General features: G+C 46.3%; 12 protein-coding genes. 5 read left to right on the top strand and 7 right to left on the bottom strand.

All coding sequences use genetic code 11. The features are described from left to right. Window positions 1–277 precede the first annotated feature (277 nt). From QUB33_RS02215 to QUB33_RS02200, 4 genes are all read left to right on the top strand, one after another. Complete coding sequence (locus QUB33_RS02215) at window positions 278–1,576, top strand: MFS transporter (protein ID WP_333346643.1); 1,299 nt, start codon at window positions 278–280, stop codon at window positions 1,574–1,576. 591 nt (window positions 1,577–2,167) lie between these two features. After that, a complete protein-coding gene (gene ilvB, locus QUB33_RS02210; RefSeq protein ID WP_333346640.1) occupies window positions 2,168–4,003 on the top strand; it encodes a biosynthetic-type acetolactate synthase large subunit in 1,836 nt (611 codons plus the stop codon). A gap of 195 nt (window positions 4,004–4,198) precedes the next feature. Then, the gene (locus QUB33_RS02205; RefSeq protein WP_333346637.1) at window positions 4,199–5,626 is read left to right on the top strand and encodes a serine/threonine-protein kinase; all 1,428 of its coding nucleotides are present in this window, start codon (window positions 4,199–4,201) and stop codon (window positions 5,624–5,626) included. A 344-nt stretch (window positions 5,627–5,970) separates the two neighbouring features. Continuing rightward, window positions 5,971–7,245 carry an FGGY-family carbohydrate kinase gene (locus tag QUB33_RS02200; protein WP_333346634.1) on the top strand — a complete coding sequence of 425 codons (1,275 nt, stop codon included), beginning with the start codon at window positions 5,971–5,973 and terminating at the stop codon, window positions 7,243–7,245. A 2-nt stretch (window positions 7,246–7,247) separates the two neighbouring features. Here the strand turns inward: QUB33_RS02200 and QUB33_RS02195 are convergent, their stop codons facing one another. From QUB33_RS02195 to QUB33_RS02185, 3 genes are all read right to left on the bottom strand, one after another. Beyond that, a complete protein-coding gene (locus tag QUB33_RS02195) occupies window positions 7,248–7,853 on the bottom strand; it encodes a hypothetical protein (RefSeq protein ID WP_190738328.1) in 606 nt (201 codons plus the stop codon). Between the two features lie 193 nt (window positions 7,854–8,046). After that, entirely contained in the window at window positions 8,047–10,413 is a 2,367-nt protein-coding gene (pcrA, locus tag QUB33_RS02190) for a DNA helicase PcrA (RefSeq protein ID WP_333346630.1), read from the bottom strand. Window positions 10,414–10,623: 210 nt separating this feature from the next. Further along, window positions 10,624–11,007 carry a YkvA family protein gene (locus QUB33_RS02185; RefSeq protein WP_333346628.1) on the bottom strand — a complete coding sequence of 128 codons (384 nt, stop codon included), beginning with the start codon at window positions 11,005–11,007 and terminating at the stop codon, window positions 10,624–10,626. 286 nt (window positions 11,008–11,293) lie between these two features. Here QUB33_RS02185 and QUB33_RS02180 point away from each other — a divergent pair, with 286 nt between their 5' ends. Next, window positions 11,294–12,034, top strand: a complete 741-nt coding sequence (locus QUB33_RS02180; RefSeq protein WP_333346625.1) for an SIMPL domain-containing protein — start codon at window positions 11,294–11,296, stop codon at window positions 12,032–12,034. A gap of 62 nt (window positions 12,035–12,096) precedes the next feature. Here the strand turns inward: QUB33_RS02180 and QUB33_RS02175 are convergent, their stop codons facing one another. From QUB33_RS02175 to QUB33_RS02160, 4 genes are all read right to left on the bottom strand, one after another. Next, window positions 12,097–13,374: a response regulator gene (locus tag QUB33_RS02175; RefSeq protein WP_333346622.1), complete on the bottom strand. Its 1,278-nt coding sequence runs from the start codon at window positions 13,372–13,374 to the stop codon at window positions 12,097–12,099. 12 nt (window positions 13,375–13,386) lie between these two features. Next, the gene (locus tag QUB33_RS02170; protein ID WP_333346619.1) at window positions 13,387–16,194 is read right to left on the bottom strand and encodes an ATP-binding protein; all 2,808 of its coding nucleotides are present in this window, start codon (window positions 16,192–16,194) and stop codon (window positions 13,387–13,389) included. Window positions 16,195–16,862: 668 nt separating this feature from the next. Then, complete coding sequence (locus tag QUB33_RS02165; protein ID WP_333346617.1) at window positions 16,863–17,036, bottom strand: BrnA antitoxin family protein; 174 nt, start codon at window positions 17,034–17,036, stop codon at window positions 16,863–16,865. A gap of 286 nt (window positions 17,037–17,322) precedes the next feature. Continuing rightward, entirely contained in the window at window positions 17,323–17,460 is a 138-nt protein-coding gene (locus tag QUB33_RS02160) for a hypothetical protein (protein ID WP_333346614.1), read from the bottom strand. Window positions 17,461–17,538: the final 78 nt, after the last annotated feature.

Here is a 17,538-nt window from a genome sequence, read left to right as displayed (position 1 = left end):
AGTATTTTGTCAAGTATATTACCGTATCTTGTACTCGCGATGAAATGCACGCCAACCTTTAACAATCTTCTTGGATTTTTCGGGGGCGCGGGTTCTCGGTTCCGGTCGATCGCGGTAGAGTTAAGAAGACTGCAGCAGTCGTCCCCCGCCGATCTGCTAAAACAGAAAAAGAACGCAGGAGACAGGATTTTTCCGAGTTTCCGCTTTGCTATGTCGTCAGATTTGCACGTATTGCTGAAAACTATAATTGCCAGAGGCGGTCAGTTAAACTATTCCTATGCACCCAGCCAGCCCTCCCCCTGACCGCAGCGGGCTTGATGCCCTACTGAGAAATCGCCCCTTCCTCGCCTTGTGGACCGGCCAGTTATTGGCCCAAGTGGCGGATAAAATCTTTTATGTATTGCTGATTATTCTACTAAAAACAGGCGACTACCTACCCTGGCCTGTTTCTTGGCAGCATTCGGGAAATTCTATGCTGTCAGCGGTGATGATCGCCTACACGGTGCCGGCGATCGTCTTTGGTTCTGTAGCCGGTATCGTCGTAGACCGCTTTTCTAAAAAGCAAATGCTGATCGCCTGCAACGTGATTCGAGCGGGGTTGATTGTAGCTTTGCCGTTTTTGCCCAAAGCTTTTGTGGTTTTGTTGACGATGACGTTTTTGATCTCTACCGTAACGCAATTTTTTGCTCCAGCAGAAGCGGCAGCCGTCCCCCTGGTCGTGGGGCGAGAGGGACTGATGTCAGCAAATGCTCTGTTCGCCTCGTCCACAATGGGCGGGATCATTATTGGGATGACGATCGGCGAACCGCTGTTTAGTTGGGTTAAACACAGCTTCGGATCAGCTTCTCAAGAGTTTTTGCTGGGCGGGTTATACCTGATATCAGCAGGTTTGATCTATGCCATGCAGATCAAAGAAGGTCATGCCGGCAGCAGTGGCAAAAACGTCCATCCTTGGCAAGATCTCAAAGAAGGTTTGCGGTATGTGAAACACAATCAGCTTGTCAGCAACGCGATGGTGCAGTTGACGATTTTGTATTCCGTGTTTGCGGCGCTTCAGGTGCTGGCGATCGCGCTTTCAGGCAAAATAGGTCTCAAAGAAACTCAATTTGGCTTTTTGCTGGCTGCTGCGGGAGTCGGTATGGTCTTCGGCGCAGCCTTTTTGGGACATTGGGGCGGTCGCTTCCACCACAAACCTCTACCTTTAATCGGTTTCTTGATGATGGGTTTTGTATTGGCAATGTTTGCCTTTACCCGACAGTTGTGGGTGGGATTCGGATTGAGTGCTCTGTTCGGTTTTGGTGCTTCGTTAATTAACGGCCCGATGCAGGCTTTGATTCAAGAAAAAACTCCAGAATCTATGCGGGGCAAAGTTTTTGGATTAGAAAACAATGCGATTAATATTGCTCTGAGCCTGCCTTTAGCGATTACCGGCCCGCTGACGGATGCTGTCAGCAAAGCCGTGCGATCGGATGACCTCGGCTTGCGAATCGTGTTGCTGAGTTTGGGCTTTTTGGTCTCGGTGATGGGCATGGCAGCTTGGAAACATACTCGCAAAGTATTGCAGGATGTTCTGTAAACTTTGCAAACAAGAAAGAAGAGAGAAGGAAGAAGGAAGAAGGAAGATAGAACAGGGGATTGGTGTCAACTTAAGGTCAAATGTAGTACCGAGCTACTGTTTGACGATGATTGTCCAGATCCCCGGATCGTCGGAGGAACCAAAGCATTCTATTTAGTTTCCCTTCTTAACGGGAATGGGAGCGGGATCGAGACTCGCGTCTAAACAAGATTTATCAAGGGTTTTAGGCGATTGTTGACACCAATGGGAAGAGGGAAGAGGGCTTTCTTTTCGCGATCGATCTCTAACATAGCAACCGCTCTGATGATTAGGACGTTCTTAATTGCTGAAACGATTGTTTTTCTTGTCGAATGCCGAATCACGAATGCTCTAAAAGCGTGATATCACGGTAAACCGGCATAGAAGCCGCGATTTACTCTGTTTCTTTTCTTCCTCTGCTGTTCCACAATGTCTCGATCGGGCGAACCCTCTCCGAGCGCGAAATCTTTCGTAAAATCTCACCACTTAAATTTTCATAGTTTCATTAATTAAGATTAAAGTAGTATAAAAGCTTTCATTAAAAATCATAATTAGTTTAAGGAAGGAAATTCTGTGCAACTAAAAACTAAAGTGACCATCAGACGTGCAACTGGTGGATTTGCTCTGATTGACAGCTTGATCCGCCACGGCGTCAAGCATATTTTTGGTTATCCCGGCGGCGCAATTCTGCCGCTTTACGACGAACTCTACCGCGCTGAAGAAACTGGCGCTATCAAACATATTCTGGTGCGCCACGAGCAAGGTGCTGCTCACGCGGCCGACGGGTACGCCCGCGCTACCGGAAAAGTTGGGGTTTGTTTCGCTACTTCGGGCCCTGGCGCAACTAATTTGGTGACGGGGATTGCGACAGCCCACATGGATTCGATCCCGATGGTAATTATTACCGGTCAGGTTCCCCGTCCGGCGATCGGCACTGATGCGTTTCAGGAAACAGATATTTACGGGATTACCCTGCCAATTGTCAAGCATTCTTATGTAGTGCGCGAGCCGGGAGATATGGCGCGAATTGTGGCAGAAGCTTTCCACATCGCGAGTACAGGGCGGCCGGGGCCGGTGTTGGTTGACGTACCCAAGGATGTGGGTTTAGAAGAATTTGACTATCTGCCCGTGGAACCCGGATCGGTGAGAATTCCGGGCTATCGGCCGACGGTGAAGGGAAATCCCCGACAGATTAATCAAGCGATTCATTTGCTGAAGGAAGCGAAGCGTCCTTTGCTTTATGTGGGCGGCGGCGCGATCGCGGCGGGGGCGCACGAAGAAATTAAGGAACTCGCCGAACTTTTTCAATTGCCGGTCACGACAACGCTGATGGGCAAAGGTTCCTTTGACGAAAACCATCCTTTGTCGGTGAAAATGCTGGGGATGCACGGCACTGCTTACGCTAATTTTGCCGTTACCGAGTGCGATTTGCTGATTGCTGTGGGGGCGAGGTTTGACGATCGCGTGACGGGCAAATTAGACGAGTTTGCCGCGCGCGCTAAGGTGATTCACATCGATATCGACCCGGCGGAAGTAGGCAAAAATCGCGGCCCTGATGTGCCGATTGTCGGAGATGTCCGCCATGTTTTGATCGATTTGCTGCGCCGCTGTCGGGAAACTGGAGTTTCGGGGAAGACCGGACAGACTGCGGAATGGCTGCACAGGATCGATCGGTGGAAACAGGACTATCCGTTAGTTGTGCCTCATTACCCCGAGATTTTGTCTCCGCAAGAGGTGATTTCGGAGTTGGCTACCCAAGCGCCGGATGCTTACTACACAACAGATGTCGGTCAACATCAAATGTGGTCGGCTCAATTCTTGAACAACGGGCCGCGCCGCTGGATTTCGAGCGCTGGTTTGGGTACGATGGGTTTCGGGGTGCCGGCGGCGATGGGCGCGAAAATGGCGCTGCCGCATGAGCAAGTGATTTGTATTGCTGGCGATGCTAGCGTGCAAATGAATATTCAAGAGCTGGGAACACTAACACAATACGGCATTAATGTCAAGATTGTTATTGTAAATAACGGCTGGCAGGGAATGGTGCGGCAGTGGCAGCAAGCGTTCTACGGGGAGCGTTATTCGTCGTCGAATATGACTGTAGGGATGCCGGATTTTGTGATGCTGGCTGAAGCTTACGGGCTGAAGGGGATGCAGGTTTCAGGGCCCGAGGAACTCAAAGATGCGATCGCTCAAATGCTCGCTCATGACGGCCCGGTGCTGATGAACGTGAAGGTGACGAGGGACGAAAACTGCTATCCGATGGTAGTTCCAGGTAAGAGCAACGCTCAAATGGTTGGTTTGCCCGATCGTAGCAAGTTGCAATCTGCGGAGTTGGTTTATTGTCCCAGTTGCGGCGCTAAGAATGTTTCGACCAATAACTTTTGTCCTGAGTGCGGGACAAAAGTTTAACTAGGGACACGGCAATGCCTTGTTTGGCAGGGGTTTAAACCCCTGCCGATCTTTCGGGTTAAGCGGTTTTTCGGGTTAAGTTGACACGATGAAAGGCAATGCGATGTCCTTACCGGGATCTGCTGTTTCACATGGAACACCATGTCCGCTGGCACCGCATCGATAGCTTTAATCTGTAATCTGCAAGCATATTTTATGAGCCAGTGTCTAAACCCGGATTGCCTATTCAAAAACCCGTCTGGCTCTACAAAATTTTGTCAAAAATGCGGGAATAAACTGCTATTGGGCGATCGCTACGGAGCCCAAAAAATTATTGGACAAGGGGGATTTGGGCGCACTTTTCTAGCTATTGACGAGTATAAACCCTCAAAACCTCCCTGCGTTATTAAACAATTTTACCCCCAATTTCAAGACCCTTCTAGTATCCAGAAAGCGGCTGAGTTATTTGAGCTTGAAGCAGTACGCCTAGAACAGTTGGGTAAACATTCTCAAATTCCCGAATTATTAGCATATTTTAGTCAAGATGGACGGCAGTATTTAGTCCAAGAATTCATCGACGGTGAAAATTTAGCCGAAGCACTAGAATCTAAGGGATATTTTAGCGAAACGCAGATTCGCGACTTGCTTAATAATTTATTGCCAGTATTCGAGTTCATTCATTCCCGCCAAGTAATTCACCGGGATATCAAGCCAGAGAATATTATTCTTAGGCAAGATAGGCAACTGGTTTTAGTTGACTTTGGAGCCGCGAAATATGCGACACAAACGGCTCTAGGGCTAACGGGAACGAGGATCGGGACGGCTGGATATATGGCACCAGAACAAGCCAACGGTAAACCGATTCATGCTAGTGATATTTATAGTCTGGGTGTGACTTGTCTGTGTCTGTTAACTCAGGTTGAGCCGATTGATTTATTCGATGATAGCGAGTTTGAGTGGGTGTGGCGAGAACACTTGAAAACATCTGTCAGCTCGGAACTGAGTCAGATTTTAGATAAAATGATACAACCTGCTATTAAAAAACGTTATCAATCTGCTACTGAAGTTTTGCAGGATATTGGTACTCGATCACCTCAATTATCACCTCAAACACCTCCACCGGCACCGCCACCAGACTCGCTTAAATCAGCGCTGGGTGTTGACTATACTCGTCTGCGGGATTTATTGGCCACAGGGGAGTGGAAAGAGGCGGATAGGGAAACATTCAAGGTGATGTTAAAAGCTGCTAGACGGGAGAAGGAAGGTTGGTTCGATACGAACTCGATCGAGAATTTTCCTTGCGATGATTTGCGGACGATCGACAAATTGTGGGTAAAATACAGTCAGGGTCACTTTGGCTTTAGCGTCCAGAAAAAAATCTGGTTAGAAATAGGCGGTAAAGTTGATTATGACACTGAATGCAAGCTAGGCGATCGTGTGGGTTGGAGAAAAAGGAGAAAGGGGAGGAAAGGTTGGTTGGAGTACGATGATTTAACCTTTAATCTGGAAGCACCACGGGGGCACCTCCCGTCGTGTGCGCGTGTGTTTGCGTGGGGGGGAGAAGGATTGGGTTGGGTTGTTGGGGTGTTGGGGTGGTTGGGGTTGGTTGTGTGGTTCTCTCTTCTCTCGCATCGAGAAGTGTAAGCTGTAATCAATAGCGATTTCAGCCCTTTGTCAAGTATTTATTCTCGAACCTTTTTTACAAATCTAGGGTTAATTAGCGAACAGTAATGCACCAATTCTATTAAAATATGTACAGCTTAGATATGCCCTATGAAATAGAATTTACAACATAATCTTTAGCAGACATAAAAATTATCAGACTTATTTATCGCAGCTTAGAAAATCATCCCATATTTAAAGAATACGCCAGTAAAGATCAAATAAATGCTGATATTGCCGCAGCAGAAGCTGAGGAATGAAACAACCATAAGACGCAAATAAACTTTGTGGTTTACTCAAAATTGGAAAATTGGCAGGATTAACAAATGAATCTTTATTTGGGAATAGATTTCGGCACGACTGGCGCCCGATCGACTGTCATAGACTCCCAGGGTACAATACATTCTGAGACAGAATATACTTTTGCCAACAAGGGGCAACAACAGCCTGAATTGCCCTCGCTGTGGCAAAATGCGCTGTGGGATTTGATCGAGCAAATTCCCCCAGCAATCCGCAATCAGGTAAGGGCGATCGCCCTTGACGGCACATCTTCCACTGTCATGTTGTGCAATACCGACGGTATACCAGTATGCGAGCCGATTTTATACAATGATGCGCGCGGTGCAGCGGTGACAGAGAGGTTGCGGGCGATCGCGCCTGATAACCACACAGTATTGAGCGCAACATCCAGTCTGGCCAAACTCCTGTGGTTCCAAGACTTTCGAGAGGAAACCGCCCCTACAGTTTTCCTGCATCAAGCTGACTGGCTGGCATTTCTGCTGCACGGAAAATTGGGAATTAGCGACTATCACAATGCTTTGAAACTCGGTTTCGATGTTGATACTTTGTGCTATCCGAATTGGCTGACACAGGGAATTGCGGGCGCTGCAACGCCTGAATTGCCGCAAGTTGTCGCACCGGGCACGCCTGTGGGGGAAGTGAGAGCTCAAGTGGGCGATCGCTTTGGTTTTCCTCGCGATTGTATGGTTTGTGCTGGCACAACCGATAGCATTGCAGCATTTTTAGCAAGCGGTGTCAATTTACCAGGGGAAGCAGTAACTTCTCTCGGTTCTACACTAGCAGTCAAACTGTTAAGTCATACCCGCGTAGATGATTCTAGATACGGGATTTACAGTCATAAATTAGGCGATTTGTGGTTAGTTGGAGGTGCTTCTAATACCGGAGGTGCGGTGCTGCGGCATTTTTTTACTGATGTTGAGTTGGATAATTATAGCAAACAAATTGATCCAGAAGAAGAGAGTTTGCTGGATTATTACCCATTGTTGAAAAAAGGCGATCGCTTTCCGATTAATGACCCGAATTTGCCGCCCAGACTCGAACCGCGTCCCACTGATTCAGTGGAATTTCTGCACGGTTTGCTAGAAAGCATAGCGCGGATTGAAGGGCGGGGATATCAATTATTGCAAGAATTGGGTGCAACTTCTTTGACAAAAGTTTATACTGCTGGCGGGGGGGGTAAAAATGCGGTTTGGAGTGCAATTAGACAGCGTTATTTAAAAGTGCCAGTTGAAACGCCAATTCATACTGCGGCTGCTTATGGGACGGCGTTATTAGCAATGCGGGGTGCGATGGGGATATAATGCTAATTTTCGCGCACCATCCACACTAAAAATCCCAATATTTTATCTACTGGAGGTAGCGGATAATCGGTAAGATCGATCGTTACTATTTGCCCTTCCAGCTTTAGAAACCGCCAAGCTGTGCCGCTGGAAACGCTGCCGTAGATGACGGAAATCGATCGCCCTTTGGCTTCATTAAATCTCTGGGCCGCCACCATTTCAGCAATACATTGACCCAAACCTACTTTCAAATCTCCTTTTTTAGCTTCCACCATCACAATTACCGGGGCCTCAACGTCTAATTGTTCCGGGGAACGGCTGATGATAAAATCGCAAACTCCTGTAAGTCCAACAGCCACATCAACATTAAATTCTTCACCCGAAAACACGCTGATTTGTTGGTTCAGAATCCTGCGAACTTCCAGCAATACAGGGTTAATAATAGCTTCAGAACGGGCTTTTTCGGTGCTAGTGGCGATCGCCCAAGGCAAATTTGTCTCCAGCATGGTCTGCAATGCTGTTGCGGGTGCGATCGGCTCGATTTCCGGCAGAAATCTAATTCCTTCCACTACTGTAAGATTGAAGGCTTCTTTAACCTTGCCGATGGTCGTAAATTGACTGTAAGACATAAGAGTTTAGGTTTTTACTTCTACTTTTTACTTAGACAAAACGAAGGTTGAAACCGCGTCTACACAAACGAGCTACCCCGACGTAGACTAAAGATAAAAACGTAATTCTTACCGCATTTTAACCGCCCATTCTTCAACCCGCTATTCTAGGGTTTTGCCTGTATATACGCGGTTGAAACCGCCGGATTTTCTATTAAACTCGCTGCAACTTAGCTGTTCTCGGATCGATGATTTTTCTGCCCAAACCCGAAAATTTAATTGCCAGATTTGTTTTATCGCCTGCCCCTAAAACGTGCGTAATTTCTCCAACTCCAAAAGCATGATGAAAAACCCGATCGCCCGTTTGCCAATCCGCCGATTGTCCATTGTTTCCCGATTGAGAACTCCCGGAATTAGCTGCTGAATTATTAGTTTTTCCCTTAGATGCAGCCGTTTTCCCCGCTGGAGTTTTCTTCGCACTTCCAGCCAGCAAATGTGTCGGCAATTCTCCTAAGAATAGCGAAGGGGTGCAGTGTTCCCGGAAACCTCCCCAAAGGCGACGTTCGCGAGTGTGGGTGAGAAATAGCAATTCCTGGGCGCGAGTGATGCCGACGTAGCACAAACGGCGTTCTTCTTCGATCGCTTTCGGGTCGTCCAAACTGCGGAAATTGGGAAATAAGCCCTGTTCCATTCCGACTAGAAATACTACGGGAAATTCTAACCCTTTTGCGGAGTGCAGCGTCATCAGCGAGACGCGGGAATCTTCTTCCTGCAAGTCATCTAAATCGGATGCTAAAGATGCTTTTGCTAAAAAAGATGTCAGCGTCGGTTCTTCGTTTTGTTCTTCAAATTGTAGCACTGCATTGTACAATTCTATGACGTTTTCTATGCGGTTTGTGGCTTCGTCGGTTCCTTGATTTTTCAAATCTTCAATGTAGCCTGAATCTTGGATAATTCCTTGGACAATTTGCGAAGCTGGCAGAGTTTCAACTTGCGATTGCCAACGACCAATCATTTCGGCAAACTTAATAATAGCTTTTGCCGATCGCCCTGCGAGAGTATTGACAGAAGACTCATCGCTGAGGATTTCCCACAACGGAATGCCTAACTGAGTTGCAGCGTCTTCGATTTTGGAAAATGTGGTATCCCCAATGCCGCGACGGGGAGTATTGATGATGCGTTTGAGGCTGACGCTATCGTCGGGATTGGCGAGCGCCCGCAGGTATGCTAGGATATCTTTGATTTCTTTGCGATCGTAAAACTTGAGGCCACCGACAATATTGTAGGCAATGTCTAAACGCATTAACGCTTCTTCAAAGGATCGAGATTGAGCGTTTGTGCGGTAAAGAATCGCAAAGTTACTGCCGTTTTCGTATTCGGAGTTTTGGCGCTTTAAGGAATGAATTTGACCTGCTACAAATTCCGCTTCATCTAATTCGTTGTCGGCGCGCCAGACAACAATCGGAGCTCCCGGTTCGCGAGTCGGGCGCAGAATTTTCTCGATCCGTTCGGTATTGTGTTCGATCAAGTGGTTCGCCACTTGCAGGATGTTTTCGCGCGATCGATAATTTTCCTCTAATTTTACCATTGTCCCAGTTTTTTCGTCTGACAAACCATCTCCAAAATCCTCTTGAAATTCCAGCAATATGGTATAATCTGCCATCCGAAAGCTGTAAATTGATTGATCGACATCCCCCACCACAAAAATCGAGCGGTTTTGCCATTTATCGAAGCTTTTCGGGTCGGCGTTATTTGTCACCAACATCCGAATCAAATCGTATTGAGTGCGGTTAGTATCTTGGTATTCGTCAACTAAAATATGGCAAAACTTTTTATGCCAGTAACTTAATACTTCCTCGTTTTGGCTCAAAAGTTTAACGGGAACGAGGATTAAATCGTCAAAATCTAGGGCATTGTTTGCTGCTAAAGCGTCTTGGTAGCGACTATAAACATCGGCAATCACGCGACCTCGATAATCCGGTTCTGCGGCGTGGTATTCTTGAGGCGACAACCCTTTATTTTTAGCGTTGCTGATGATATAGCGGACTTTTCGCGGGTCAAATTTCTTGTCGTCGAGGTTCAGGATTTTGGTAACGATTTGTTTGACGATACCTTGAGCATCTGATTCATCAAAAATCGAAAAATTTTTCTGCCACTTGCGGCCTTTTTCGTCTTGGTATTTTTCAATATCGTAGCGGAGAATGCGACCGCACAAAGAGTGGAAAGTTCCCATCCAAATGTGCTTGGTAATTCTCTGGTAAATTTGCGCTCGCAATTTCGTTTGCACATCCGGGGTCAACTCGACCAAAGGTTTGCCATATTCAGCTTCAGCTTGCTGAGTTGCCAGCAATTTCTCAATTCTTTCTTTCATCTCCCTGGCGGCTTTATTTGTAAATGTCACCGCCAGAATATTTTCAGGATCGACTCGATGGGTGCGGACTAAGTTAGCAACTCGGTAAGTTAGAGCTCTGGTTTTGCCGGAACCAGCGCCCGCTACTACTAACAGCGGCCCGTTATAATGGGCGACTGCTTGGCGCTGAGATGGGTTGAGGTGGCTGAGGAAATCAGTGGTTTGAGTCATAGCTAGAAAGTTAGTTTAATTTTTTAAGGAGTAAATAATACTTGGTATGCGATACCGCGATTTTTTTTTAAGGTAAGGTGCGCCTAGCGCACCCTATATTATAACTAGAACGGTGATTTTTTGAACTTTAAATATTTTTTTGCCAAGCGAGTTGTTTAAGGTAAGGTGCTCGGCGCGCACCCTACACTATAACTAGATAGGTGATTTTTTTTAACGTTTAAATATCCGTGTCAGCCACATTGCTGCTAATATTCCCAAGCTAATCCAAATGGCAACAATCACAACAGCGGCAGCCCGATTTATCGGTTTTCCTCGCTCTATTTCTGCGGCTGCTTTTTCCCGACACTCGGCTAAAACCTGTGGCGGAATCATCTTCAGTACCAGCCAAATTCCCAAAGGTACAATTATCAAATCGTCCAAGTAGCCGAGAATCGGTATGAAGTCAGGAATTAAGTCGATCGGGCTAAAAGCATAGGCAACCGTAAGACCTGCTAAAATTCTAGCGTACCAAGGTACTCTCTGGTCTGTACTTGCTAAATAAACAGCGTAAGTTTCTTTTTTGAGTCGGCGGGCAACTTGTTTTAAGGATTGCATCTTTTAACAATTTTATCATTTTTAAATTTTATTTAAAATGAAATAGTAGTTGCGTCGGAGTGTCATAAACTGGGTGGGTTTCTATATTTATCGTTGCCAAACCTCTTATTTTGCCCAGAACACCAATTTTTTAGGGGAGCGTCCTGCGGACATCATAATAACTCATAATTTATTCAGAAGTACGGACTATTTTTTTAGTTGCTAAAAATGTAACAACCCGGATATTTAGCAATTTCAGTGGGAAGGTAAAGTATAGCATCTGTTGTATGTGAGGAGAATCAAATTTATGAATTCAACTTTACGATCGCGCGATCGCATTAATTTCCGCAGTCTGCTAACAGCGTTGTGTTTAACCTTAACTCTCGTCAGTTTCGTGGGATTAGATCCGGCGGTGGCTCAAGAACAGCGGATCAGAACGCTGACTGTTACTGGGCGGGGTGTGGAAGCGATTCCGACAACTCAAACGCAAGTGCGGCTGGGGGTTGAGGTGCAGGGGAAAACGGCGGCCGAGGTGCAGCAGGAAGCGGCGAGACGATCGTCCGCTGTGGTAGAGTTGCTGCGATCGCGCCAAGTCGAAAAACTCGAAACTGCCGGCATTACCCTCAATCCCATTTATAACTTCGACAACAACCAACAGCGCTTGACGGGCTATACGGCGACGAATACGGTCAGTTTTCGGATTAATACTGCATCTGCCGGCACTTTGCTCGACGATGCGGTGAATGCCGGAGCCACACGCATCGACGGCGTGAGTTTTGTCGCTGCCGAAAGTGCGATCGAATCTGCTCGAAAACAAGCAATCAAAAAAGCAACTCAAGATGCTCAAGCGCAAGCGGATGCTGTCTTGAGCGCCCTCAATCTCAAGCGGGGAGAGATTCTGGGCATTCAAGTCAACGGTGCTAGCGCGCCACCTCCAATGTATAGGCAAGTGGCTGGTGCTCGCATGGCTGCTGCTGACGCTACAACACCAGTGGTGGGAGGGGAACAGCAGGTAGAAGCTTCTGTGACTTTGCAATTTGGATATTGATTGCGATGATCGCACTTGCCAGTGATTTTTATTGCTGGCAGAAAGTCATACCATTTTAGATTTTAGACTTGAATAGGAAGTTCGATCGCAAATTCGGTTCCCTCATCGGCGGTAGATTTGCAGCACAATTGACCGCCGTGTTTATCTTTCACAATCTGCTTAGCAATGGACAATCCCAGCCCGGTTCCTTTACCCACCTCTTTTGTCGTAAACAGAGGTTCAAACAAATGTTGTTGAATCTCCTCCGCCATTCCCAACCCGTTATCGGCAATTCGGACGATCGCACTTTCGCGCAACACTTCCGTGCTAATTGTAATTTTCAGGGAACGTTGGTCTTTTTCCCAGGCATCTTCCAGAGCGTCGATCGCATTTGCTAACAAATTCATAAACACTTGGTTCATCGGCCCAGGATAACATTTAATCGGGGGCAATTCACCGTAGTTTTGAATAACTTCAATGGCGGGACGAGCGCCTCGATTCTTCAGTCGATGTTTTAACAGCAGCAGCGTACTATCTAAAGTTTCGTGCAGATCGATCGCAGTGGCAGTATCTCCATCTGAACGCGCAAAATTCCGCAGCGCCAGCGAAATATCTTTAATGCGTTCAGTGCCTATTCCCATTGAATCCAAGAGGTGAGAAAAATCCTCCATCACAAAATCTAAATCTATCTCATCAATCTTGATAGCGATATCTGATACAGGTTCAGGATAGTGTTTTTGATAGAGGCTAAGAAGTTCTGCAATCTCAGCCAGATATTCCTTGGCAGGCGTAATGTTGCTGACCATAAAACTCAGCGGGTTGTTAATTTCATGGGCTACTCCTGCAACGAGTTGTCCCAAGGCAGAGAGTTTTTCTTGCTGCACTACTTGTACTTGGGCTTGTTGCAAAGCGCCGGTGCGTTCAGTAACTTGCTGTTCAAGATTGTCGGTTAACTGTTTGAGCCGCCAGTGAATGTTAACTCTGGCAATTACTTCCTCTTGTTCAAAGGGTTTAGTGATGTAATCCACTGCACCTAATGACAAGCCTTCTATTTTGCTTTGGGCATCTGCTAAGGCTGTCATAAAAATGACCGGAATTGCCCTTGTCGCGGGGTTGGCTTTGAGCTGGCGACAGGTTTCAAAGCCGTTGATTCCGGGCATTTGCACGTCTAACAATATTAGTTCTGGGAAAGGGGTTTTTCTTGGATCGAGCGCGCATTTTTCCAGCATCGCCATCGCTGATTCGCCGTCTACTGCGACTCGCACTTTGTAGCCTGCTGTTTTTAAGGCCTGCGACAGAACAGACAAGTTTGTGGAACTGTCATCTACTATCAAAATAAATCTTTTGTCTGACTCAGACATGATGTTTTTTCCTTACGCTTTTGATAAATGTTCTTCAATCAATGCCAGCAATTGTTTGACCTGAAATCCTTCTGCCAAAACGAGTATTTTTTTAGCAAAAATAGCTTGTTCTGGATTGGCTGTTTGAATCCGAGTCGCAATATCGATTACCCCGTCCAAATCGCCAGCTTGAGCCTGTTCATTTAACAAATGCAAAATCTCGATCGCAGGCAGTTGCATTTTGCTTTGCCCGATCGCCTCTTGCCCTTTTTTGCCCGGATCTACTGTTTCGTCATACACCCAATCCAGTTGCAAATATTTTTGAAGTAACCCCAGCAACAAATTTGCCTGCACTGGTTTCGGCAAAAAATCATTGCTGCCTGCATCCAGACTCTTGTGGCGATCTATGTCAAACACGCTAGCAGATGTCACCAACACGATCGTTTCTCGCAGTTGAGGATGAGCGCGGATTTGGCGCAACAACTCCAACCCGTCCATCACGGGCATTGCTAAATCGGTGAGGATTAAATCTGGCATAATCGCTAAAGCTCGATCGAACCCTTCCTTGCCATCAGCCGCTTCAATCATCTCAAATCCTAATGGTTCCAGTAAATTCACCAGCACAGCCCGGTTTTCCCACCTGTCATCCACCACCAGAATTTTGCGTTTTTCGCCCAAGTAGCTTAGTACAGCCCCCTGTTCCATGATTCTCGAACTATCAGCCCAATCCTGGGCCTCCGGGAGTTCCACTTCAAAGGAAAAAATACTGCCAACTCCAGGACGGCTTTCGATCGCAATTTCACTCTGCATCAAACCCACAATCCTTTGACTGATCGCGAGTCCCAATCCGGTGCCTTCGGATTGTTTTTTAACATCACCTACTTGCTCAAAAGGCAGAAAGATTTTATTAACTTGTTCTGGCCTCATTCCCGGGCCTGTATCTTCGACTCGGAAGCGAATTTTGTATAATTTTTGAGTAGAGTTTTCTAACTGTGAACTTAAATCGCAAAACTTAGCATCTTTGACGACATCAACCTGAAAAATAACTCTGCCTTTTTCCGTAAACTTAACCGCATTTCCCAGCAAATTCAGCAGCACTTGGCGCAAACGTTTTTCATCACCCAAAACTCCTGTAGGAAGTTGCGAATCAGTCTGCAAATCAAAGGCAATTCCTTTTTCCTCAGCGCGAATCGTGAAGATTTCGGCAACACTTTGGATGAATGAAGGCAGATGAAAGGCGACGGGATGCAGTTCGAGTTTTCGGGCTTCGATTTTCGACAAATCCAACACATCATTAATCAGCGTTAGCAAGTGCGAACCGCACTGATATATGATATCAACTCCGCCGCGGCCTTTGTGCGTCAGAGGCTCGCTGCGCTGGAGAATTTGCGCGTATCCTAAAATGCCGTTGAGGGGAGTCCGCAATTCGTGGCTCATGTTAGCCAAAAATTCGCTTTTGGCGCGGTTGGCGCTGTCTGCCATGTCTTTGGCTTGTTTGAGTTCGACGGTGCGTTCTTCGACGCGCTGTTCGAGTTCGGCGTTGGTGTTTTCTAGAGCTCGGAAAGAGTCGCGCAGTTGCTTCGTCATGTCGTTGAAGGATTGGGAAAGCACGCCCAATTCATTTTGCCCGGAGACTTCCACGCTGCGATCGAATTTCCCGGAGGCGATCGCGGATGAGGCATTGCTCAAGAGTACGATCGGCTCGGTAATCAAGCGGGAAGTGTAAAAACCAACAACCGTTGCCACAACTAAAGCCCCGAGGCAAAATAGAATCGTGGTGCGGCTATTGGCATTAATCTGTGCCATGAAATCGGATTCAGGAACCGCAACAACTACCAACCAATCCAATCCCCATTCGTCTTTCCAGGGCAAAACTTGGACAAACTGCCGTTCTTTATTCAGCCAGAAATCAAGCTGTTGAGTATCTTTGATATTGTTGAAGCCGCCGAAATGCTTTACTAAATATTGAGATGTCGATCGGATCAGTCGATCGCTGCTTTCCAACGCGTTTAACCGTTCGGGATTGTTATTAATCAGTTTGAAGGGTTGCTCGTTGCTGGAACTCGCCACAATTAGCCCGCTGCGCTCCACAATAAACGTTCTGCCGGATTTGCTGACTTTGATGTGACGCAAGAAATCGCTAATTTCCGAAAGACGCTGGTCGATGCCGATGACACCAATCAGTTGATTGTTCTTGTCATAAACCGGGCGATTTGCAGAAACAGCCAGAGGATAGGGCGTGATTTCCCACTGGTATAAAACCCATGTGGGTTTTCTAGCTTTAACCGTGTTTGAGTACCACAGCTCTTTGTGGAAATCGTAGTTTTTGTATATATCAATAAGCGTAGTTTTGTTGCCCTGATTATCTGTATTGTAATTGTAGAAGTTATAATTTTGATAGCCCCGCTGCTTGGGATAAATGAAGGCAGAAGAAACACTATTTCGATCTATGTGATATCCAGCACCCGCAAACTCACCTCCTGGAGCGCCAAAGCTGATGTAGCCCACATTAAATAATTGCATCTGTTTCCAGAAGAAACGAGATATTTTATCTAAATCTTTGGAATCGAGCAATCCCACGTCGAAGGCATCGGCATTCACCTGAGCAAGGTGACGGGCTGTGTTGAGTTGGCTGTCTAGATGCAGGTCAATGCGACTGCTCACTTCAGTCCGCAGTTGAGATGCCAAATCGTTTACTGCTTTCTGTCCGTTGCGGAAGGATAAGTAGCCAACAATACCGACTGCACCGATAATCTGTAGTACGAACGGAACAATCAAAACGGTTCGCAGCGGCGCATTACTAATCAGTTTCTTGAGGATTGAAGGCTGGGATGATGACATGGCAACTCACGATTGCAGCGTGAAAATACTATTGTAATCCTGTGATTTGCAGCTATGCTTTCAGGATTCTTCAACAAGCCGGAAGTTAAGAAAGTACGGAGGCGGGTATCATTTTCGATCGAGTACATTGGGTCAATTTATTTTTTTAAAAAAATATCTTGCGATCCCCATTCTTTTGGAATCGCCTAATTTATGTTTATATATTGATATTAACCCAAAAAGGATTTAAGCAAATATTTGACGCCCTCCAATTCAATATTTCGCCAGATCGCACACACAGCAGCACTTCTATAATTTTGGATATAGTCGATCGCAGCAAAAGCAAATTCAGCAATAGACGCTTTCAATTAAATTAGGGCTTGCACACTCTTAACCTAGAAACCCGGTTCCTTTCTGGATACTTCGCTGCTAAATCTAAGATCGATCAGAAAACCGGGTTTCTAAGGCAAGCGCGTTCTATCGGTGTTGTTCACGCTCTCCGGGAGAATAAATATTAGGTAATTATACTAGCTGTTTTGCGGAATAAATAGTTGATGGTGGGCTGCCAATACTTAAGGAAACAGCCTTAGATAAATGCGATGAGAGTTTTTTGCCGAGCGCATCCTTAAAGTAGAATAAAACGAAATTTCAAAAATGAGACGTTGCCATCTCAGAATGATAAAAACACTTTATAGATGAGCCTCCATGTCGGCTCGCAGTAGATTATCGCTGTGAGTTTGATAACCTCGTCCTTGCAACTTAAACCGCTTTAATACATCGCTGTCAATGCGTAATGTAACCTGTGCCTGAGACAGAGGGGCGATCGCACTTGCGTGTGATTTTGGATAAGTTCGATCGACCAATTTTCACAGCCGTCGCAGTCTGAAAGTACGACAGCGCCACCGATCAATAGTTGAGGTTGTTTTTATAAATCAAGGATAGTCGATCGAACTACCGTATTTCGCTAGTATTCTCTACAAAGGTCGATCGCATCCAAAAAGTAATCCTTCCTCATAATGGAATAGACATTATCTGATTGAGCCACCCCTGGGCATTAGAAACTTCTCAGACTAATATGAGTGCATCAATCGCCTCGCTAATTGGGAGATTTTGAGGTAGAAAATTTTGGGCAATGCTTTCGGGGACTTCTCAATTCAATAAGGCATAAACGACGGAATCGAGGAAAATGCGAGTTCCTTGCTTGTCAATAGCTTGCATGACTTTTTGACTGGCATAGCAAGCATCTATTAAGGCTATTCTAAAAGCGAGAGTCGTATTGGTTGACAACCCCTTGCAGCATTTCTAGCAAATGGTATATTTGGGTTTTCCGTCGCCATCAGGGCCCTAAATCCGGTAATGTATTAC

Source organism: Microcoleus sp. B3-A4 (assembly GCF_036705385.1).
GTDB lineage: Bacteria > Cyanobacteriota > Cyanobacteriia > Cyanobacteriales > Microcoleaceae > Microcoleus.
Note: the sequence above shows the minus strand (reverse complement) of the source record. Positions and strands in the feature narration are given on the sequence as shown.